Source organism: Ursidibacter arcticus, assembly GCF_009761375.1.
In the GTDB taxonomy this organism is placed as follows: domain Bacteria; phylum Pseudomonadota; class Gammaproteobacteria; order Enterobacterales; family Pasteurellaceae; genus Ursidibacter; species Ursidibacter arcticus.
The window spans coordinates 1-19,338 of the sequence record NZ_LEKM01000050.1; the positions used below are offsets into that span (position 1 = coordinate 1).

The following is a 19,338-nucleotide window of genomic DNA, read 5'->3' on the forward strand; positions in this document are numbered from 1 at the left end:
ATAAAACTGCAGACTGATGACAAACCCCAATTTGTTGTATCCAATTAACGGACGCCAGCGTGGCGTCCCTACATAACAAAATAAAATCTGTTATTTTTCAATTGGTTATAACTTTCCTTGTAGGGACGCCACGCTGGCGTCCGAATGAAAAAAGACTTTGTCAATAATCTGAACTCTCTCCCACTTGTGGGAGAGACAGCTCAAAAATGCGTTCAGCAGTTTTGAGCAGAGAGAGGGCAAACAGGCGGTAACTTTTCATCAATTTTTAACAGACATTCCACTTTTTGCCCTCTCCCTGATTTGTCGTTCTAAACGAACGACAAACCTTTCCCTCTCCCGCAAGCGGGCGAGGGGAATGTGCAACTGCTACATAATACCGCTTATTTCTTATTCGCCATCAATAATGCTCGTAAATTGGCGATATTACTTTCGGTTTTTTGCTGTTTTTGTTGTTCACTAAGCGGTGGTTTATTACGTTCCCATTGCAGATCATCTTGGGGAAGTTCAAGCAGAAAACGGCTGACTTCAGGCTTTATAATCTCACCATACTGGCGGCGTTCTTTACACAAAGAGAAAGTTAAAGTTTGTTGAGCCCGAGTAATACCAACATAGGCTAAACGGCGCTCTTCTTCCACATTATCTTCATCAATGCTTGTTTGGTGGGGCAAAATGCCTTCTTCCATTCCAATTAAAAAAACGTGGGGAAATTCTAAACCCTTTGAGGCGTGTAAAGTCATTAGCTGAACCTGATCGCTCTCATCGTCATCTTCCGAACGCTCCATCATATCGCGTAAAGTGAGATTAGTGACAGCTTGGTTCAAGCTCATCGGCTCATTGATTTCATCACCCTCTAGCATTTTTTGCACCCACTCAAACAGTGTTTGTACGTTACGGCTTTGCATTTCAGCAGCCTTGGGGGTAGTTGCTGTTTCATAGAGATAGGTTTCATACTGAATATGTGCCAACATCTCTTTAATTGCAGATTGTGGCTCCGATCTCACCGCTTGATCAGCAAGCTCAACCACCCAACGAGCGAAATTCTGCAAGGCTTGATAAGGCTTTGGCGTTAAGCGTTGAATAAGTTCAAAATCAAAAATGGCTTCAAATAGGCTAACCTGTTTTTCGTTTGCCAATTGTCCTAATTTTTCTAACGTAGCTGCTCCAATTTCTCGCTTAGGCGTATTCACAATGCGTAAGAACGCTGCATCATCATCTTGATTCACTAGCAAGCGTAAGTACGCCAACATATCTTTAATTTCTGTTTTAGCGAAAAACGATGTTCCTCCAGAAATTTTGTAGGGGATACGGTTTTGAATCAGCAATTTTTCTAATAAACGTGATTGATGATTGCCACGATATAAAATTGCATAATCTTTATATTTGGTTTTACGAGAATAGCGATGAGCAATCAGCTCACCTACAATACGCTCTGCCTCAAACTCTTCATTTTTGGCTTCAATCACATTTAATTTCTCACCATCTCCTAGCTGTGAAAAGAGCCTTTTTTCAAAAAGGTGATCGTTGTTATCAATTAAAATGTTGGCACAATGCAAAATACGTTGGCTAGAACGATAGTTTTGTTCTAGTTTGATCACTTGTAATTGTGGGAAATCGTGGCGAAGTCGCCCCATATTTTCAGGCCTTGCCCCCCGCCAAGAATAGATGGACTGATCATCATCGCCAACAACCGTAAAATTCCCTTGCTCACCCACAATCAATTTTATTAACTCATATTGGCTTGTATTGGTATCTTGATATTCATCCACCAACAAATAACGAATTTTCTGTTGCCAACGCTCCTTCGCTTCAGGAAACTGACGAAATAATAACGTGGGAAGCATAATTAAATCATCGAAATCTAACGCATTATAAGCCTTGATCTGATTTTGGTATTGTTGATAAAAATGGGAAAATACACGCTCACGATCACTACTGGCAACCCCAACAACTTGCTCAGGCGAAAGCAGATCATTTTTCCAGTTTGAGATGGTATTTACTAGCTGTTTCAGTAGATCTTTATCTTCTGTTACCGTTTCTGGCAGAAGGTGTTTGAGCAATGCGATTTGATCGTGTTCATCAAACAGCGTCATTCCTGATTTATAGCCAAGTAACTTATGCTCACGTTTGAGAATTTCAAACCCAAGTGTATGGAATGTAGAAATAGTTAGCCCTTTGCTCTTGTCTTTACCGATAGAATGTGCCACACGTTCTCGCATTTCACGAGCAGCTTTATTGGTAAAGGTAACAGCTGCAATCTGCTTTGGTGAATAACCGCAATGGGCAATAAGATGTGCAATTTTATTGATGATAACCCTTGTTTTGCCCGAGCCAGCCCCTGCTAATACAAGGCAAGCCCCAGTAGTATATTCTACCGCTTGTTGTTGTTGAGCATTTAGTTTCATCTTATTACCCTTTATTTTTAACTATTATAAGCGGTGAGATTGTAGTGATTTTTTGTAAATTGTCGAATAAAACTGACCGCTTGCCATTTGAGTGGTAAAATTTAGCACATTGTTCCCTTTGTTTTTTAGACGCTATGCAAACACTAGATCCTATTTCATTACCCCTTGATCGTTCTTGTTTAATTGAAGCCTCCGCAGGTACAGGAAAAACCTACACAATGGCCAACCTATATTTGCGTTTGCTACTTGGAGTGGGTTGTGAGCCACTAATGGTGGAGCAAATTTTGGTGGTAACTTTTACCAAAGCAGCAACGCAAGAATTACGAGATCGTATTCGTAAAAATTTAGGAAAATTTGCTGAAATAGTGCGTAATCCAACGTCCCCCAAAAACCGTCAGACCTTTATAGATGAGCCTTTTTTTGCTCAACTTTATGAGCAAGTTCAACACAATGAGCAAGAAGCCCTACTACGTTTAAAAGTCGCAGAACAAGATATCGATCTTGCCAGTATTTTTACTATTGATAGCTTTTGCCAAAAGATGCTCTTTCAGTTTGCGTTTGATTCGGGCGTACGTTTTGATATTGATTTACAAACCGATGAATCAGAATTATTAAGACGTTTAAGTGAAGAAACGTGGCGAGAGCTTTTTTATACCAGTGATCTGCAAGAAACCAAATTGATCGCAGAACTGCTAATTAGCCCAAATTCAGCATTAAGAAATGTAAAACATCTTTTATCAGGTTTGCTACCTGAGCTTACCCCAGAACAACAAGCATTTTTAAGCTCCGATTATGTTGCACAAGCGGCAGCTTTAGCCAAATTTATTGCAAATTGTAAAAGCTATTGGCAAGAAAACTATAATGAGATTATTTCCCCTATTCAGCAGATTTTAGCCTTACAGCAACAGGGGCAAATTAAAGTACTTGATGGACGAAGTTACAAAGAAGATAGCTTATTAAATAAATGGCTGCCAGCCCTTGAGCAGTGGGCGAATAGCGAAAGTTTAGATTTCCCGACCGAATTAAAATATTTTTCGCAATCTCATTTGGCGGAAAAAACCAGTAAAGGAGCAGATACCCCTAAAAATACGCATTTTAGTGCGATTGATGAGATGATTTCGACTTATCAGCAGACCTTTGCTAATACGCAAAACGAGATCAAAACAAAACTGCTCTACCGCTATTTCAATCACTTAAATCAAAAATTGCAGGCATTTAAAAACAGCCATTCGCAGAAAAACTTTTCTGATATGTTGCACTATTTTTATCACGCTTTGTATGGAAAAAATGGCAAACAGCTTGCTGAAAAAATTCGCCAACAATACACTTTTGCGATGATTGATGAATCACAAGATACCGATCAAATCCAATATCAGATCTTTAAACAGATTTTTATGATGTCGGAAAAACCAAGTGGCTTTATTATGATTGGCGATCCAAAGCAGTCGATCTATAAATTTCGTGGGGCAGATATTTTTTCTTATTTAGACGCATCAGAAGAAGTTAGCGAAAAATTTACCCTACCGAAAAATTGGCGTTCTTTGCCTGAAGTGGTGGATTTTGTAAATCAACTATTTCTTTTTAAATCAACGGAATACGGTTCTCCGTTTATTTATCCTGAAATTACATTTTTACCCGTAGAAAGCGAAGAAACAAAAAGTCATTTATGTGAAGGGCAACACGCCATCAATTTTTATCTCCACCCGAAAAAGTGCGAAGTTGCCGAGCAATGTGCAGAACAAATTGCGACACAACTGATTGCTGCACAGCGAGGGGAATTATTTGTTGCTGAGCAGAAAATCAGTGAAGATGAACAAGGTAATCAACAAAAACAACTTATTTCTCGTACTTTACAACCGAAAGATATTGCGATTCTAGTCCGCTCTCATTCCGATGCAGCCCAAATACAACAAGCACTGGCAAAACGTAACATTCAATCGGTGTTTTTATCGGAAAGATCTTCCGTATATCAAACCCAAGAAGCTGCAGATTTATTGTTAATTCTCACCGCTTGTTTAAATCCGTTGCATCAAAAATCAGTGCTTGCCGCCATCGGTTGTGGCTTGTGGGGGCTAGATTCAAATGAAATTTATCAACTGAAACATTCTGAAGAGCGTTGGGATAATTGCGTAGAATCCTTCATTCACTATCAGCAAATTTGGCAACAACAGGGTATTCTGCCGATGTTACATCAGCTTTATATTCAACAACTGCTTGAGCGAGTTAGAATGAGTGTAAATGCGGATCGCCGTATTACCAATATGCTCCATTTAGCTGAATTATTACAAGAGCGAATGGAAACTGCCGAAAATGAATCTAGCTTGTTACGTTGGTTTGCTCAACAGATTGAAGAACCTGATGCGAATGATGAACAAATTCTCCGCTTAGAAAGTGAAGAAGATTTAGTAAAAATCATCACAATTCATAAATCTAAAGGGTTGGAATACCCAGTGGTTTGGCTACCATTTTTAGGCAAAACCAATAAAGGTGCGGATACGCCTTCCTTAGCGATTTATCGTAATCAAGACAAACAGCAAGTTTGGTTGCTCGGTGAGCAAGATGACGACATCAAAAATTTACGCAATAACGAAGAATATGCGGAAGAGCTCCGCTTACTTTATGTCGCATTAACGCGTGCCAAATATCAACTCCATTTAATGTTGCCTGAAGAATGGACGGCAAGTTGGAGTGCAATGCACTATGTGCTGACCGATGGAAATATCAGCAAAGACACTAAAACCGAAGAATGCTTAGCCCGCAAAGGTATTCTGAAAAATGTCATCAAGTTAAATGAATTGAGCGAAGTAACGAAGTGGACTAAAACAGCGGAAACACAATCTACCACACCACAAGCACGAGTATTCAAGACCAAAATTAACGAAAGTGGCTTAATTACCAGCTTTACGGCTCTTCAAGCTCAAAATGAACGTTTGCAAAATAGAGAGCAAAAACTACCGCTTGTGAGGCTATCTGATGACGCACTAGACTACGATAGTGCGACTGTGCCTGATATATCATTTGATGAAACTGGCGTAGAACAAGCAACAGAGCAAGCCCTCAGCCCGTATCAATTCCCTCATAGCACCAAAGTGGGTAATTTGTTACACAGCTATTTTGAATTGCTAGATTTTACTCAACCTATTGATATTGAAAGCATTCAAACACTATGCGAACAACTAAATTTATCAGTTGAATGGATTGAGCCAACACAGCAATGGCTAACACAAGTGCTAAATACGCCATTTTGCGATCAAGCATTCAAGTTATCAGATATTCCAACACAAAAACGCTTGAATGAATGGCAATTCTACTTACGCTTGCGGAATAAAACTGCGTTACCTAAGTTAAATACATTACTTAAACAGTACAGCCCTTTTGAGCATTTACCCGATTTGCAATTACCTCAATTAGAAGGCTTTGTGCGTGGTTTTATTGACTGTATTGTGGAGCATCAAGGAAAGTACTATCTACTGGATTACAAATCGAACTTCTTAGGTATATTTGAACAAGATTACACCCAAGACCGCCTTGCAAAAACAATGATACAGTTCCGTTATGATTTACAGTATTTACTTTACACCCTAGCTTTCCACCGTTATTTACGCTCTCGTTTAGGCAAAAACTACGACTATCAGCGAGATTTTGGCGGCGTGGCTTATCTCTTTCTTAGAGCAATGAATGAAGAAACTCAAAATGGCGTGTTTTTTGATAAGCCGAGTATGGCGTTAATTTCTGCTTTAGATGAGCTATTTGACTAATCTAATGAAAATCCCCTAGATTCGCTTAGTAAATCTAGGGTATTTTCAGCACGTTTATATGACTCACGCAGTAAGAAAAACAAAAAACTGCTTGAAGCAGTTAAGGTGGTCTTAGAATGACAGCTATTCGGGGACACGTTATCGAACTTAAGCCAAACAACAAACAAGCGACTTACTTTGCAAAGGCTTGCGGTGTCGCACGTCTTGCCTATAATTGGGCATTAGCAGAATGGCAACGTCAGTATGAAGCTGATAAAAATTATCGTGATGATTGTTTAGCTAAAGACATACCAATTGATGAAACCAAACTCAATAAACCATCACAAGGCAAACTAAGAAAACAGCTAAATAGCATAAAAAGACAACAATTTCCCTTTATGCTTGAAGTAACTAAATGCAGTCCGCAACTTGCGATTATACAATTAGGCGATGCCTTTAAACGCTTTTTTAAAGGCGAAAGCAAATACCCACAATTTAGAAAGAAAGGCGTAAATGATAGATTTAGTCTATCCAACGACCAATTTAAACTCAAAACCATCAATAACAAACCACACATTCAAATCCCAAATTTAGGTTTGGTAAGAATGTGTGAAAACTTACGCCATCAAGGGAAAATGTTATCCGCCAAAGTCTTTAAACAAGGCGAAAAATGGTTTGTAAGTATTGCGGTAGAATTATCAGAAGTTGTAAAACCCAAACCTAAAACAGGTAAACACGTTGGTTTAGATTTAGGCATTACCGATTTAGCCACGCTATCAGACGGTACAAAAATCAAAGCACCAAAACCTCTTAAACATAAACTTAAAAAATTACAACGACTAAGCCGACAACTTAGCCGTAAACAAAAAGGCTCAAGCAATCGCACCAAAGCGAAAACCAAGCTATCACGATTGCATTATCAAATAGGTTGTATGCGTAAAGACTTTTTACACAAACTAACCACTCATTTGATAAAAGCCTATGACACCATCGCCATTGAAGATTTGAATGTCAAAGGTATGGTAAAAAATCGTAAACTGTCTAGGTCTATCAATGACTTAGGTTTTTACGAATTGAAACGCCAATTAATTTACAAGGCTAATCAATTTGGCAAAACCATTAAATCTGTTGATAGATTTTATCCAAGTAGTAAAACGTGTTCCTGTTGCGGACATAAGGTTGAAAGTTTACCTTTATCAATGCGTAAATGGACGTGTCAAAGTTGCAATACGGTGCATGACAGAGATATTAACGCAAGCATTAATATCTTAAATAATGCAACAAAGGTTTTAACGATAACTTAATCGTTAAAAAGGCGGTGAGTTCCACCGTGTCAGCCTATGGAGCTTATGTAAGTCTTAAGTCAAATGACAAGAGCAACGAGCGATGAAGTAGGAAGAAAACGCTAAATTTGCTCTTGAGTAGATTTAGGTAGGTTTTTTGGAACGGATTCTATTTGCCTATTACACCTATTACATCATTATTTTAGGTTGCTTTATTAAGCAATTCCCTTATGACGCAATAACGCATCTAAGGTTGGTTTGCGTCCACGAAAACGTTCAAACAGCACCATTGGTTCTTCTGAACCACCACGCGTTAAGATATTTTGTAAGAAAGATTCGCCGACTTCTCGACTAAAAATCCCTTCTTCTTCAAAGCGGGAGAAAGCATCTGCCGAAAGCACTTCTGCCCATAAATAGCTGTAATAACCTGCTGCATATCCACCTGCGAAGATATGTCCGAAACTGTGCGGAGTACGCACGAAAGTTGGAATTTCTACTACTGCAACCTGTGCTTTTACTTCTCTTAACGTATCTAATAACAAATTCTCTCTCGGTTTAGCTAAATGTAAACGGAAATCAAAGATGCCGAATTCTAGCTGACGTAAAACAAACATCGCTGCTTGGAAGTTTTTCGCTTTAAGTAGCTGTGTTAGTTTATCTTTCGGCAGTGGTTCGCCCGTTTCATAATGTCCTGAAATAAATGCCAACGCATCTTCTTCCCAGCACCAGTTTTCTAAGAATTGGCTTGGTAATTCTACTGCGTCCCAAGGTACTCCGTTGATCCCAGCAACATCACCGACATCAATTTCAGTTAGCATATGATGAATACCGTGTCCGAACTCGTGGAATAGCGTAGTGACTTCATCGTGAGTAAAGAGTGCAGGTTTATTCCCAATCGGTTTATTAAAGTTACAGGTTAAATATGCCACTGGTTTTTGTAATGAACCATCTGCTAAACGTTTTTGGTTGATACAATCGTCCATCCACGCACCACCACGTTTATGTTCTCTTGCATACAGATCAAGATAGAATGAACCACGCAAGCGGTCAGTTTCATCAAAAATATTGAAAAAACGTACGCTTTCGTGATAGCTATCAAACTCTTTTTGCTCAACGACTTTCATTCCAAAGATGCGTTTTACTAATTCAAATAACCCTGAAAGTACACGTTCTTCTGGGAAATACGGACGAAGTTCTTCATCGTTAATCGCATAAAGTGCTTGTTTTTGTTTTTCACTATAAAAAGCAATATCCCAAGGTTGAAGATCGTCCATTCCATATTCTTGTTTTGCAAAGGCTTTTAGCTCTGCTAACTCTTTTTGACCTTGTGCTTTTGAACGGTTGGCTAACCCTTCTAAAAAATCCACGACTTGTTTTGGATTTTCTGCCATTTTGGTGGCTAATGAATAATCTGCATAGGTTTCAAAGCCTAACAGATTCGCTAACTCTAAACGTAGTTTTAGGGTTTCATCAATAATTGCACTATTATCCCATTTTCCTGCATTTGGACCTTGATCTGACGCTCTCGTATTAAAGGCTTCATACATTTGCTGACGTAGCTCACGATTTTCACAGTAGGTCATTACTGGTAGATAGCTTGGAAATTCAAGGGTAAAACGATAACCTTTTTTACCTTTACTTTCAGCATCTAATTTAGCAGCTTCAAGGGCGGATTGAGGTAAGCCTACTAATTCAGCCTCACTTTCAATTAAGATTTCCCAACCCATTGTGGCATCTAACACGTTATTGCTAAATTTTGAGCTGAGTTCGGATAAACGCATTGAGATCTCACCGTAGCGTTTTTGTTGTTCCGCAGGTAATGAAATGCCTGATAGTTCAAAATCACGCAAGCTATTTTCGATCGCTTTTTTCTGTGCTAAAGAGTAATTTGCAAATTCAGGGCTATTTTTTAATTTTAAATAGCCTTGATATAACCCTTGATGTTGCCCAACCCAAGTGCTGTATTCAGATAATAATGGTAAACAAGCTTGGTAAGCATCACGCAATTCTGGGCTGTTTTTCACTGAGTTTAAATGCCCCACAGGCGACCAAGCACGAGATAATTTATCCCCCGTCATCGCTTGTGGCATATAGAAGTTTTCCCAAGTTGGTTGTGCTATTTGAGAAACTTGCTCAATGGTTTCTCGACACTGTTGAATGAGCTGCTCAATAGCAGGTTGAATATGCTCAGGTTTAATTGCTGAAAATTGTGGTAAACCTGTTGCATTTAAAAGTGGATTCGACATACTTATTTCCTTTAATCATAATGAAGTAAAAGTGCCAGATAGTTTGGGGATATTTCACGAAATATCAAGGAAAATTTACAAAAAGCGGTATGATTTGCAAAAAATCTTACACATCTTACCGCTTCTATTCACATTCAATGGTTTATCAAAACTAAGGAGCAACAATGACAAATTATATTCCACCGACAGTATGGCGTTGGGAAGAGCAAAATGGCGGAGCTTTTGCGGCAATCAACCGCCCTACATCAGGGGCAACCTTTGATTTAACACTCCCACAAGGCAATAAAGGCTTACAGCTTTACTCATTGGGAACGCCGAATGGGGTAAAAATTACCATAATGCTAGAAGAATTATTGGCTAAAGGTATCACTCAAGCTGATTATGATCTATTTAAAATAGATATTCGTCAAGGCGATCAATTTGGCAGTGGCTTTGTTGACATTAACCCAAATTCTAAAATACCTGCACTACTTGATTTAACCTCCGAACAACCACAAAAAGTCTTTGAATCTGGGGCTATTTTGCTCTATTTAGCTGAAAAATTTCAGGCTTTTATCCCAAGTGATTTTTCAAAACGTACAGAATGCCTTTCTTGGCTATTTTGGCAAATGGCAAGTGCCCCTTATGTTGGCGGTGGATTTGGACATTTTTATAAATATGCCCCAGAGAAATTTGAGTACCCAATCAACCGTTTTACAATGGAAACAAAGCGTCAATTAGATTTGCTGGATAAACATTTAGCCAAACAGGAATATATTTGCGGTGGGGAATACACGATTGCCGATATTGCCATTTGGAGCTGGTATGGGCAGCTTGCTCTTGGCTTAGTTTATGACGCTAGGGAGTTTTTAGCGATAGAGAGTTACCCAAATTTACTACGCTGGGCAAATGTTATTTATCATCGCCCAGCAGTGCAAAAAGGCTTACAAGCTGAATATCAACCTGTTCGCTAAATCATAAGCGGAGAGATTTGCAATATTTTTTGCAAAAGGCTCCGCTTATGTAAATATCACCCTTATCTGTTCTGTTATTGCTTTTATATTGTTATAATTTTCATTCAAAATTGCCTTTATGAATAAAAATTTTAATAATGAAACCGATCTTCCTTGAGCTTCGCCATTTGAAAACGCTACTTGCCTTAAAAGAAAGTGGTAGTGTGTCTTTAGCTGCAAAACGCATTCATCTCACCCAATCGGCTTTATCACATCAAATCAAATTATTAGAAGATCAATATGAATTAACTTTATTTGAGCGTAAAACTCAGCCTATTCATTTCACTCCTGCAGGTGAGCGTTTAATTCAGTTGGCTTATAAGATTTTACCACAAGTGGTTGAGGCTGAATTAGATCTTGCCCGCGTAAAGCAGGGGGAGGTTGGTGAATTACGCATAGCAGTGGAATGTCATACTTGTTTTGATTGGCTAATGCCTGCAATGGATAGATTTCGTCAAAGTTGGTCATTAGTTGAGCTGGATATAGTGTCTGGTTTCCATACAGACACTGTTGGGCTATTGCTTTCTCATCGTGCCGATTGGGCTGTAGTATCGGAGATGGAAGATGTCGCAGGCGTGAGCTATAAACCGCTATTTTCTTATGAAATGGTGGCAATTTGTTCTAAAGATCATCATTTGGCAAGTAAAGAAATTTGGGATGCTGAAGATTTTGCTGATGAAACTTTAATTACTTACCCTGTGCCTGATGATATGTTAGACCTTTTGCGTAAAGTATTACACCCAAAAGGAATTAACCCGACAAGACGCACTAGTGAGCTTACCATTGCTATTATTCAACTTGTAGCGAGTAAACGGGGGGTTGCCGCTTTACCTTATTGGGCAGTAAAACCTTATTTAGAACGTGGCTATGTGGTGGCTCGTAAAATTACTCAGAAGGGGCTTTATAGTAATTTATACGGTGCAATTCGTGAATCGGATGCTGAAATGGCTTATATCATTGATTTCCATAACACCGTTAGAGCAGAAAGTTTCGCTACTTTACCTGATTTGTTGGTTTTGGAAAGATAAAGAGGCAATATGTTTGTATCATATTGCCTCAATGAATAGTAGCAACTCACTACATTCCCATTCCAGATAACCCTAGCATAATAAAGAACATAGCATTTTCAACTTGATGCTCTGGCACATCATTACCGTTAAGTTTCACTTTGCCTTCGTCAATTTCTAATTTCAATTTAATATTTTCTGCATCAACAACCGCTAAACCGCTACTTCTTGCTTGAAGTACTAATTCCTCAACTTGTGCTTTTGCAGCTTGCTCTGCTGTCGCTTTTTGTTCAGGATCGATAGAGGCTACTTGTTTAGCAAGCTCTTCTAACGCATTGATATTTAACGTTACATCAAACAAAGATTGTTTAAAGATATTCAATCCATCAGACATATTATTCATATTACTAAAATCAGTTGCTTTTAAGTTGAGTAATAGTGCGAGCTGATTTTTCCCTTTGCTGTTAGTTAAAGAGAAATCTTTGATATGTAACTGTGGTCCTTTGCTCAATAAAGTTTTGCCAATTTCTTCCACTTTTGCGTTTTGTTCATCAGTCAATTCTGAACCAGCTTGCATTTGTGAGCTATAAACCATCAACTCATCAAAGGATTTGGCATCTAATTTCATTGATAAATCGGCTTTTAACTGACCTAAATCAAGCTCTTCGCTTTGATTTTTTACGACAACTTGAGATGAAAAATCGCCTGAGATATCGTAGTCTTCGTTTACCAGTTTAGCATCGCCTTTTGAAGTAATTTTATTCAACGTTAAACTTGGCTTGTTAGCGTCTGCCGATGAAATTCTAAAGCTATCAGCACTCATTGTATAATCGCCAATAGTTAAATAGCGGTAAGTTTCCGCTGTTTTTTTGCCTTTTACCTCATAACGAAGCCCGTTATATTCCATCTTTGTAATAGGATCTAGAAGCGAAAGCATTGGAATATCCATTGCTAATTGATAATCGCCTGATTTTGCCAGTGTAAACTCCCCTGAGGTATCAGAGATATTCCACATTGCATCGTCAAGTTTGAATCCCGATGTTGAAAACTGACCGCTTACATCGCCTGCATAGCTCATCGCTGTTTGATGCGTAAAGACTTCGGGTTTTGTGAAATAGCTTTTTAGCTGTTCTGGTGAGCTAATTTTTCCCTCACTGCTGACCATTGCTGGCACAAGGTTTCCTTTCATCAAACGGTTAATTGGTAAAGGACCGTGGTAAAGTTTATCACTCCCTTGCAGCTGATAAGTCTCTCCGCCAATTTGAGTTTCTAGGTTATAGCTAATGTCTGAGCTGAAAAAATGACGTTCAATTTTGACATCTTTGATTTCTGCTTTCACACCGTAAATTTCAAGCTGTTTTAAAGCATTATTCCCTAGTGTAACAAGTTCGCTATACTTTTCTTCAACTTGTTTTCCTGTGTACCAACTTCCGCTCGTTGCCACAGCACCGATAACGACTGCGACTGAAATAGCGATGGTAGATAATTTCATAATGTTTCCTTTTTGTTGATTAAATTTTGTTGATTAAATTGTTTGTTCGGCACGTTGTAATAGCCAGTCACAAGGAGTAAAACGATCACCATAAATTTGAACGTGTTTGCGTAAATGGTAAACAATATCCTTCGCCCCAACTTGCTCAATATAAGCATAAATTCCGCCACGAAAATCAGGGAAGTCAAAACCTAAAACCGATGCCACATTGCCTTCATCAGTCGATTGAATAACATTATCTTGTAAACACCAACAAGCCTCGTTAATCATTCGTAAAATACAACGGCGAGCAATATCTTGAGATTCCAAGTCATTACGCATAATGGTTTCCATTACGTGATAAATGCTCTTATCTTCTTGGGTTCTTTCACCTTTAGAGTTATAAAGATAAAAACCACGTTTATTTTTTCTCCCTTTACGTTCATTCATTGCCAAAAGTTGTACACTCTCTGGTAATTTAAAACGGTTTCCTAGCTGTTCAACCATTGCTTTATTTGATTTGACGATCATATCTAACCCCATATCATCAATCATTGCTAATGGGCCTGTCTTAAAGCCAAATTCTTGTAAAGAACGATCAATAAACTCAATCCCTTCGCCTTCAACTAAGCATTGAATCGCCTCAAGCAAAAATGGCGTTAAGATACGGTTGATAAAAAAGCCTTCTTTATCGGCAACCAACAAAGGTACTTTACCTTGTTGAATAGCAAAATGAATAGCTGTCGCTATGGTATGCTCACTTGTTCGGTCGTGTGGTACGATTTCTACCATTTTACGTTTAGTGACGGGGCTAAAATAGTGAAATCCAATCACATTTTCAGGGCGTGTTGCGACTGAGGCAATTTCACGAATAGAAAATGTCGAAGTATTGGTCGCAAAAATAGCATTTGGGCTATAATACTGCTCACTTTCTCGGATCATTTTTTGCTTTAATTCAAGGTTTTCATAAACAGCCTCAATAATAAAATCGGTCTGTTTGCCTGCAACTAAGCGATCCCCACCAGTAATTAAATTCATTCGTTGAATCATTTCGCCGTGAGAAAGCAATTTTTTATCCACAGCCTTGTGCATCAATCCATAACAGGTTTTTAACGCTTTTTGAATTTCAGAAGGGTGAATATCTTTAATCCTAACAGGCACTTTGGCATTATTCGCCGTTAAGTAAGCAATACCAGCTCCCATATAACCACTGCCTAATACACTGACTTGAGCAACATCACGCACATTAGCCCGATCTTTGTAATGCTCTTTCATCGCTCGTTCCGTCTGTTTAAGATCAATCAGCACTTGCGATTGCTCCGTACGGAATAGCTCAACAAAAGCATCTTGTTCAAGCAATAAACCTGCTTTAAAGCGAGGCTCTTTCAGCATATTCAAAATTTTTGCCACCGCAGGGTAATTCCCAAATGCCTTATTCCACACTCGGTTTTCGATATAATCTAAATAACGCTGGCGGAAGAATGGGTTGCCTTCAAGTTGTTTTCGCCACTGCTTAAAGCGACTAAGCGGTTGTTTATGGTCAATTTTTTGCACTTCGTTATTTAGCAAAAGTTGATAAGCGGTTTCAAACACATTACTTGCTGGAATTAAGCGATCAACCAATCCCCATTTCAATGCTTTTTCTGCACTAATTTTTTGCCCCGAAAGCAACATCTTAATAGCATTTGATAGCCCAATTAAACGTGGTAAACGTTGAGTACCGCCTGCAAAAGGTAAAATTCCTGAGCGAACTTGTGGAATAGCGAATTTAGTATGAATTTCTTCACTTGCCACTCGATAATCACAAGCTAATGCCAACTCTAGCCCCATACCAAAACAATCACCATCAATAACGGCAACAACAGGCATTTTCAGCACGTTGATTTCTCGCATCACCGCTTGGGCATCTTGTGAAAGTGCTTTAAGTTGTGCATCTGTTTTTGTGCGTAGTGTGCTTAATTTATAGCCTTTAATAAAACATTTCGGCTTAGTTGAAGTAAAAATTACCCCTCTAGCTTGCTGATAAATAATAGAGCCAATAACATCGCGTAAATCGGAAACAAAATTTTCAGGCAACCAGTTACTTGTTTGATCCGCCACATTTATCCGAACAATCGCAATACGATTATCATCAATTTCAACAGAAAAAGGGGAAATTGTTTGAAGTTGTTCTGTCATATTCTGTTCCTTATTCACTCTCAAGCACCATTGCTGCACCTAAGCCACCCAATCCGCTTGATGCGACTAAAGATAAACCACCGCCCTTACGTTTCAAGGCATTTAATGATTGAATTAAAATACGCAAACTCGTTGCTGCTCGTGGATTACCAAAGGCAATAGAGCCACCAAGATGATTAAGTTTTGCCACATCAATTTTGCCCAAACAAGCGGTGCGATTGAGATGATTTTTTGCAAATTCGGTTGATTCAAATAAACGTAAATTTACTAACATTTGGCTAGCTGATGTTTCGTGAATATCAATTAAATCCATATCTTGTAAATTCACGTTCGCACGCTCTAAAGCTAAACTACTCGCGACAGTCGCTCCCATAAACATATTCTGCCAAATATCATTACCCGTAATTGCATAGCTACGAATATAACCTAATGGAGTTAAGCCTAGCTCTTTTGCTCGCTGTTCACGCATAAGTAATACCACAGCTGCACCATCTACGGCTTTTGGCATATTCGCTTCGGTGACTGTGGCGTAACTTTTATCCATTATTGGAGAAAATCGCTGATAATAGTGATCTTTTCTCGCCGCAGAAACCAATGTATCAGATACAACAAAATCGTGATAAGGGCGTGGGAAAGATGGCATCACTTCACTTTTCAATAATCCTAATCGCCAAGCATTCGCTGCTTTTTCATTTGAATCTCGAGCAAATTCATCTTGCTCTTGGCGACTAATATGATATTGCTGTGCCATTTGTTCTGAAATTTCCGCTACCGAGAGTTGCGTCATATAATCTTTTAAATTGACCCCGTGCGGTTTTAAATCTCGCCACGAGAACTGGCGGAATAATTCAAATTTTTTATCTAAAGTCGGTGCTTTAAAAATTGCTTGTAGCTTGCGGATCACTCTTGGGCTGATACTAAAAGGAGCATTTGAAATAGAATCTGTACCACCTGCAATACCTGCTGAAATTGAACCACTTACAATACTTCCAGCCACGTTAACTAAGGCTTGCAAGCCCGATAAGCAAGAGCTACTTAAGGTATAGGCTTGTAAATATGGCATATTTAATGCTAAAGCAATTTCACGAGATGGGTTAGGAATATCGGGTTGTTGAATCACTTGCCCAAAAACTAACTGCTCAATTTGTCGGCGGTCTAATTCGATTCGGCTTAATAACTCATTGGTTACCATCGTGCCTAAATCCGTTGCATAGGACGATTTAAACCCTGTATCACGTTGCACAAAGGGGGTTCTTAATCCTGATACAATGGCAACTCGCTCACCTTGAGCGTTAAGAAGGTTCTGTCTAGCCATAGAAGTTCCTTTTAATCTGTATTCAAAAATTTTACAATTCTAGCACAGTGAAAAAAAATCACTTATAAGAACTGTAAACAAGCGGTGAGATTTTTTTAATTTTTTACAACATTAATCTGCATTGTGTGGACGTTTTTATCTACAGCCCCCTCGCCCGCTTGCGGGAGAGGGAAAGGTTTGTCGTTCGTTTAGAACGACAAATCAGGGAGAGGGGCAAAAAGTGGAATGTCTGTTAAAAATTGATGAAAAGTTACCGCTTGTTTGCCCTCTCTCTGCTCAAAATAGCCTTACGCAATTTTGAGCTGTCTCTCTCCCGTAAACGGGCGAGAGTGTTTTTAATTTTTTGCAAAATTAACTAAAGGAAAACAAATGACTTATATTGTTGGACTAACTGGCGGAATTGGCAGTGGAAAAAGCACTATTGCTGAATTATTTGCCCAACACAACGTCCCTATTATTGATGCTGATGTTGTCGCTCGCCAAGTGGTTGAAAAAGGATCGCCATTATTGAGCCAAATTGCAGCACATTTTGGACAACAGATCCTAACAGAAAATGGCGACTTAAACCGAGCAGCATTACGCAAGCGGATATTTCAATCGGAAATCGAGAAGAATTGGTTAAATAATCTGCTCCACCCTGCCATTAGGCTTGAAATGCAACGCCAATTAACAGAACATCAAGCTCCTTATGTGCTTTGGGTTGTTCCGTTACTCATTGAAAATAAGCTGACTAAAGAGTGTGATCGAGTTTTAGTTGTTGATGTATCGCCCGATATTCAACTTGAACGGGCAACAAAGCGAGATAACAGCCAACAGGAAATCATCAAGAATATTATGGCAGCCCAAGTCGATCGAGCGACACGTTTAAGCTATGCTGATGATATTATTGAAAATAATCTACCTTTAGCTGAAAACTTGGCGAGCTTAACCAAGCAAGTCAATGAATTACATCAACACTATTTAACCTTAGCTCAAACTAAATAGCATTTAACATCAATATAAAATAAGGAAATATAATGACAATCGTAAATTGCCCAACCTGTGAAAAAGAAGTTATTTGGTCTGCACAAAGCCCATACCGCCCATTTTGTAGCAAACGTTGCCAGCTAATAGACTTGGGTGAATGGGCTGATGAGAAGAAAGTTATCGCAGGGTCAGATGATGATTTAATGTCTGACTATACGGAAAATTAAAGGCTATTTTTATCGTACCAAATATTATTGATATAGAGTGTTACTCTGCCAGATGGTGTTTCAACTTGGATTTCATCATCAATTTGTTTGCCGATTAACGCTCTAGCCACTGGAGAATCAACCGAAATCCATTGTTTCGCAGGGTCAAACTCATCGCAACCGACAATTCGATATTGCTTGATCTCCCCCTCCTCATTTTCTAACTCTACCCAAGCCCCAAAAAAGACTTTCCCTTCTTGGCTTGGGTGATAATCCACAATTTTTAGGACTTCTAATCGTTTACTTAGAAAACGCACTCGGCGATCAATTTCTCGCAATCGCCGTTTTCCATAAATATATTCGGCATTTTCACTTCGATCACCTAAAGCAGCTGCTTCCGATACGGCTTGTGTTACTTTGGGGCGTTCTTCCTTCCATAAAAATTTGAGTTCTTGATCGAGTGATTGCCAGCCAGAGCGAGTGATGTAATCTGATTTTGCCATTAGCTTGCAAACTCCACGATCCCCGAAACATTACCTTGCTCATCTACCGCAATAAGTGAGTGAATATGTTTTTCTTTCATTAAACTTTCTGCGTGTGCAAGGAAAGTCGTATCTAAAATGGTTTTTGGTTGTCGAGTCATAATCTCGGCGGCTGTTTTATTTAGGCTATCTGCACCAAATTTTGCTAATGTACGGCGAATATCGCCATCGGTAATAATGCCAAGTAATTGATTATTTTCCATCACAATGGCTACCCCCATTCTGCCATCGTTCATTACGGTTAAGTAATCACTAAAATAGCTATCGGGAGAGGTAATAGGCAACTTACGTTGCATTACATCTTTAACTCGACAGAGTAATTTACGCCCTAAACTACCACCAGGGTGGAAACGAGCAAAATCTTCAGCTTTAAAATCGCGTGCTTTAATCAAAGCAATGGCTAATGTATCGCCCAAAGCCATTGTAACTAAACTTGATGTTGTGGGTGCAAGATTATTTGGGCAAGCCTCTCGCTCAATACTAATATCTAACACAACATCTGCGTGGCGACCTAAGGTTGAATGTGGATTACCTGTCATCGCAATAATAGTATTACCAAAGTTTTTTAAACTCGGAATGAGTTTATTCACATCATCAGTTTCGCCACTATAAGAGATTAGAATTACCACATCAATCGGTTTTAACATTCCCAAATCACCGTGAAAGGCTTCCGTTGGGTGAAGAAAGAAACTCGGCGTACCTGTTGAAGCAAATGTCGCCACCATTTTTTTACCTACCAGCCCCGATTTACCAATACCTGCAACGACAATACGTCCTTCACAAGCTAAAATCATATCCACAGCTTGATTAAAGCTCTCTGATAAATTTTGATTTAAACGATTAATTGCAAGGGAATAAAGTGATAAGGTTTCATTGGCGTAGGCTAGATAGTTCATAAATTTGTCCTGAAAGGTAGGCGAAAGCTTGCCACATTATACGCTAATTTTAAGGAATAAAAAATGGAAGCGAGTTTGCTTCCATTTTTGTAGAGTA

At 38.9% G+C, this 19,338-nt stretch carries 13 protein-coding genes and 1 pseudogene; 7 read left to right on the plus strand and 7 right to left on the minus strand.

What is annotated here, in order from left to right; all coding sequences use genetic code 11:
• Positions 1–380 precede the first annotated feature (380 nt).
• Positions 381–2,402 (minus strand): DNA helicase Rep, encoded by a 2,022-nt coding sequence (gene rep / locus A1D25_RS01515; RefSeq protein ID WP_157393959.1) that lies wholly within the window; start codon positions 2,400–2,402, stop codon positions 381–383.
• Positions 2,403–2,536: 134 nt separating this feature from the next.
• Here rep and recB point away from each other — a divergent pair, with 134 nt between their 5' ends.
• From recB to A1D25_RS01525, 3 genes and pseudogenes are all read left to right on the plus strand, one after another.
• Entirely contained in the window at positions 2,537–6,160 is a 3,624-nt protein-coding gene (gene recB / locus A1D25_RS01520) for an exodeoxyribonuclease V subunit beta (RefSeq protein ID WP_157393960.1), read from the plus strand.
• An 18-nt stretch (positions 6,161–6,178) separates the two neighbouring features.
• Positions 6,179–6,280: pseudogene (locus A1D25_RS11240) on the plus strand (IS607 family transposase); the annotation flags it as partial.
• A complete protein-coding gene (locus A1D25_RS01525) occupies positions 6,277–7,443 on the plus strand; it encodes an RNA-guided endonuclease InsQ/TnpB family protein (RefSeq protein ID WP_157393961.1) in 1,167 nt (388 codons plus the stop codon). The pseudogene A1D25_RS11240 and the gene A1D25_RS01525, both read left to right, overlap by 4 nt.
• Positions 7,444–7,637: 194 nt before the next feature.
• On the opposite strand, the gene prlC is transcribed toward A1D25_RS01525, so the two are convergent.
• A complete protein-coding gene (prlC, locus tag A1D25_RS01530; RefSeq protein WP_157393962.1) occupies positions 7,638–9,668 on the minus strand; it encodes an oligopeptidase A in 2,031 nt (676 codons plus the stop codon).
• A 164-nt stretch (positions 9,669–9,832) separates the two neighbouring features.
• Here prlC and yghU point away from each other — a divergent pair, with 164 nt between their 5' ends.
• Both yghU and A1D25_RS01540 read left to right on the plus strand, forming a co-directional pair.
• Positions 9,833–10,621, plus strand: a complete 789-nt coding sequence (gene yghU, locus A1D25_RS01535; protein ID WP_157393963.1) for a glutathione-dependent disulfide-bond oxidoreductase — start codon at positions 9,833–9,835, stop codon at positions 10,619–10,621.
• A gap of 137 nt (positions 10,622–10,758) precedes the next feature.
• The gene (locus tag A1D25_RS01540) at positions 10,759–11,688 is read left to right on the plus strand and encodes a LysR family transcriptional regulator (protein ID WP_157393964.1); all 930 of its coding nucleotides are present in this window, start codon (positions 10,759–10,761) and stop codon (positions 11,686–11,688) included.
• A gap of 49 nt (positions 11,689–11,737) precedes the next feature.
• Here the strand turns inward: A1D25_RS01540 and A1D25_RS01545 are convergent, their stop codons facing one another.
• From A1D25_RS01545 to A1D25_RS01555, 3 genes are read right to left on the minus strand one after another with little or no spacing between them, the layout of a single operon-like run.
• Positions 11,738–13,159, minus strand: a complete 1,422-nt coding sequence (locus A1D25_RS01545) for a YdgA family protein (RefSeq protein ID WP_157393965.1) — start codon at positions 13,157–13,159, stop codon at positions 11,738–11,740.
• Between the two features lie 33 nt (positions 13,160–13,192).
• Complete coding sequence (locus A1D25_RS01550) at positions 13,193–15,316, minus strand: 3-hydroxyacyl-CoA dehydrogenase NAD-binding domain-containing protein (RefSeq protein ID WP_157393966.1); 2,124 nt, start codon at positions 15,314–15,316, stop codon at positions 13,193–13,195.
• Between the two features lie 10 nt (positions 15,317–15,326).
• The gene (locus tag A1D25_RS01555; RefSeq protein ID WP_157393967.1) at positions 15,327–16,631 is read right to left on the minus strand and encodes an acetyl-CoA C-acyltransferase; all 1,305 of its coding nucleotides are present in this window, start codon (positions 16,629–16,631) and stop codon (positions 15,327–15,329) included.
• Between the two features lie 369 nt (positions 16,632–17,000).
• Here A1D25_RS01555 and coaE point away from each other — a divergent pair, with 369 nt between their 5' ends.
• Positions 17,001–17,615 carry a dephospho-CoA kinase gene (gene coaE / locus A1D25_RS01560; protein WP_157393968.1) on the plus strand — a complete coding sequence of 205 codons (615 nt, stop codon included), beginning with the start codon at positions 17,001–17,003 and terminating at the stop codon, positions 17,613–17,615.
• Between the two features lie 32 nt (positions 17,616–17,647).
• On the plus strand, positions 17,648–17,824 hold the full coding sequence (yacG, locus tag A1D25_RS01565; RefSeq protein WP_157393969.1) for a DNA gyrase inhibitor YacG: 177 nt from the start codon (positions 17,648–17,650) through the stop codon (positions 17,822–17,824).
• Here yacG and greB read toward each other — a convergent pair.
• Both greB and A1D25_RS01575 read right to left on the minus strand, forming a co-directional pair.
• Positions 17,821–18,306, minus strand: a complete 486-nt coding sequence (gene greB / locus A1D25_RS01570) for a transcription elongation factor GreB (protein ID WP_157393970.1) — start codon at positions 18,304–18,306, stop codon at positions 17,821–17,823. The genes yacG and greB overlap by 4 nt on opposite strands.
• Positions 18,306–19,241, minus strand: a complete 936-nt coding sequence (locus tag A1D25_RS01575; RefSeq protein ID WP_157393971.1) for a KpsF/GutQ family sugar-phosphate isomerase — start codon at positions 19,239–19,241, stop codon at positions 18,306–18,308. The genes greB and A1D25_RS01575 overlap by 1 nt, the downstream gene beginning before the upstream one ends.
• Positions 19,242–19,338 lie beyond the last annotated feature (97 nt).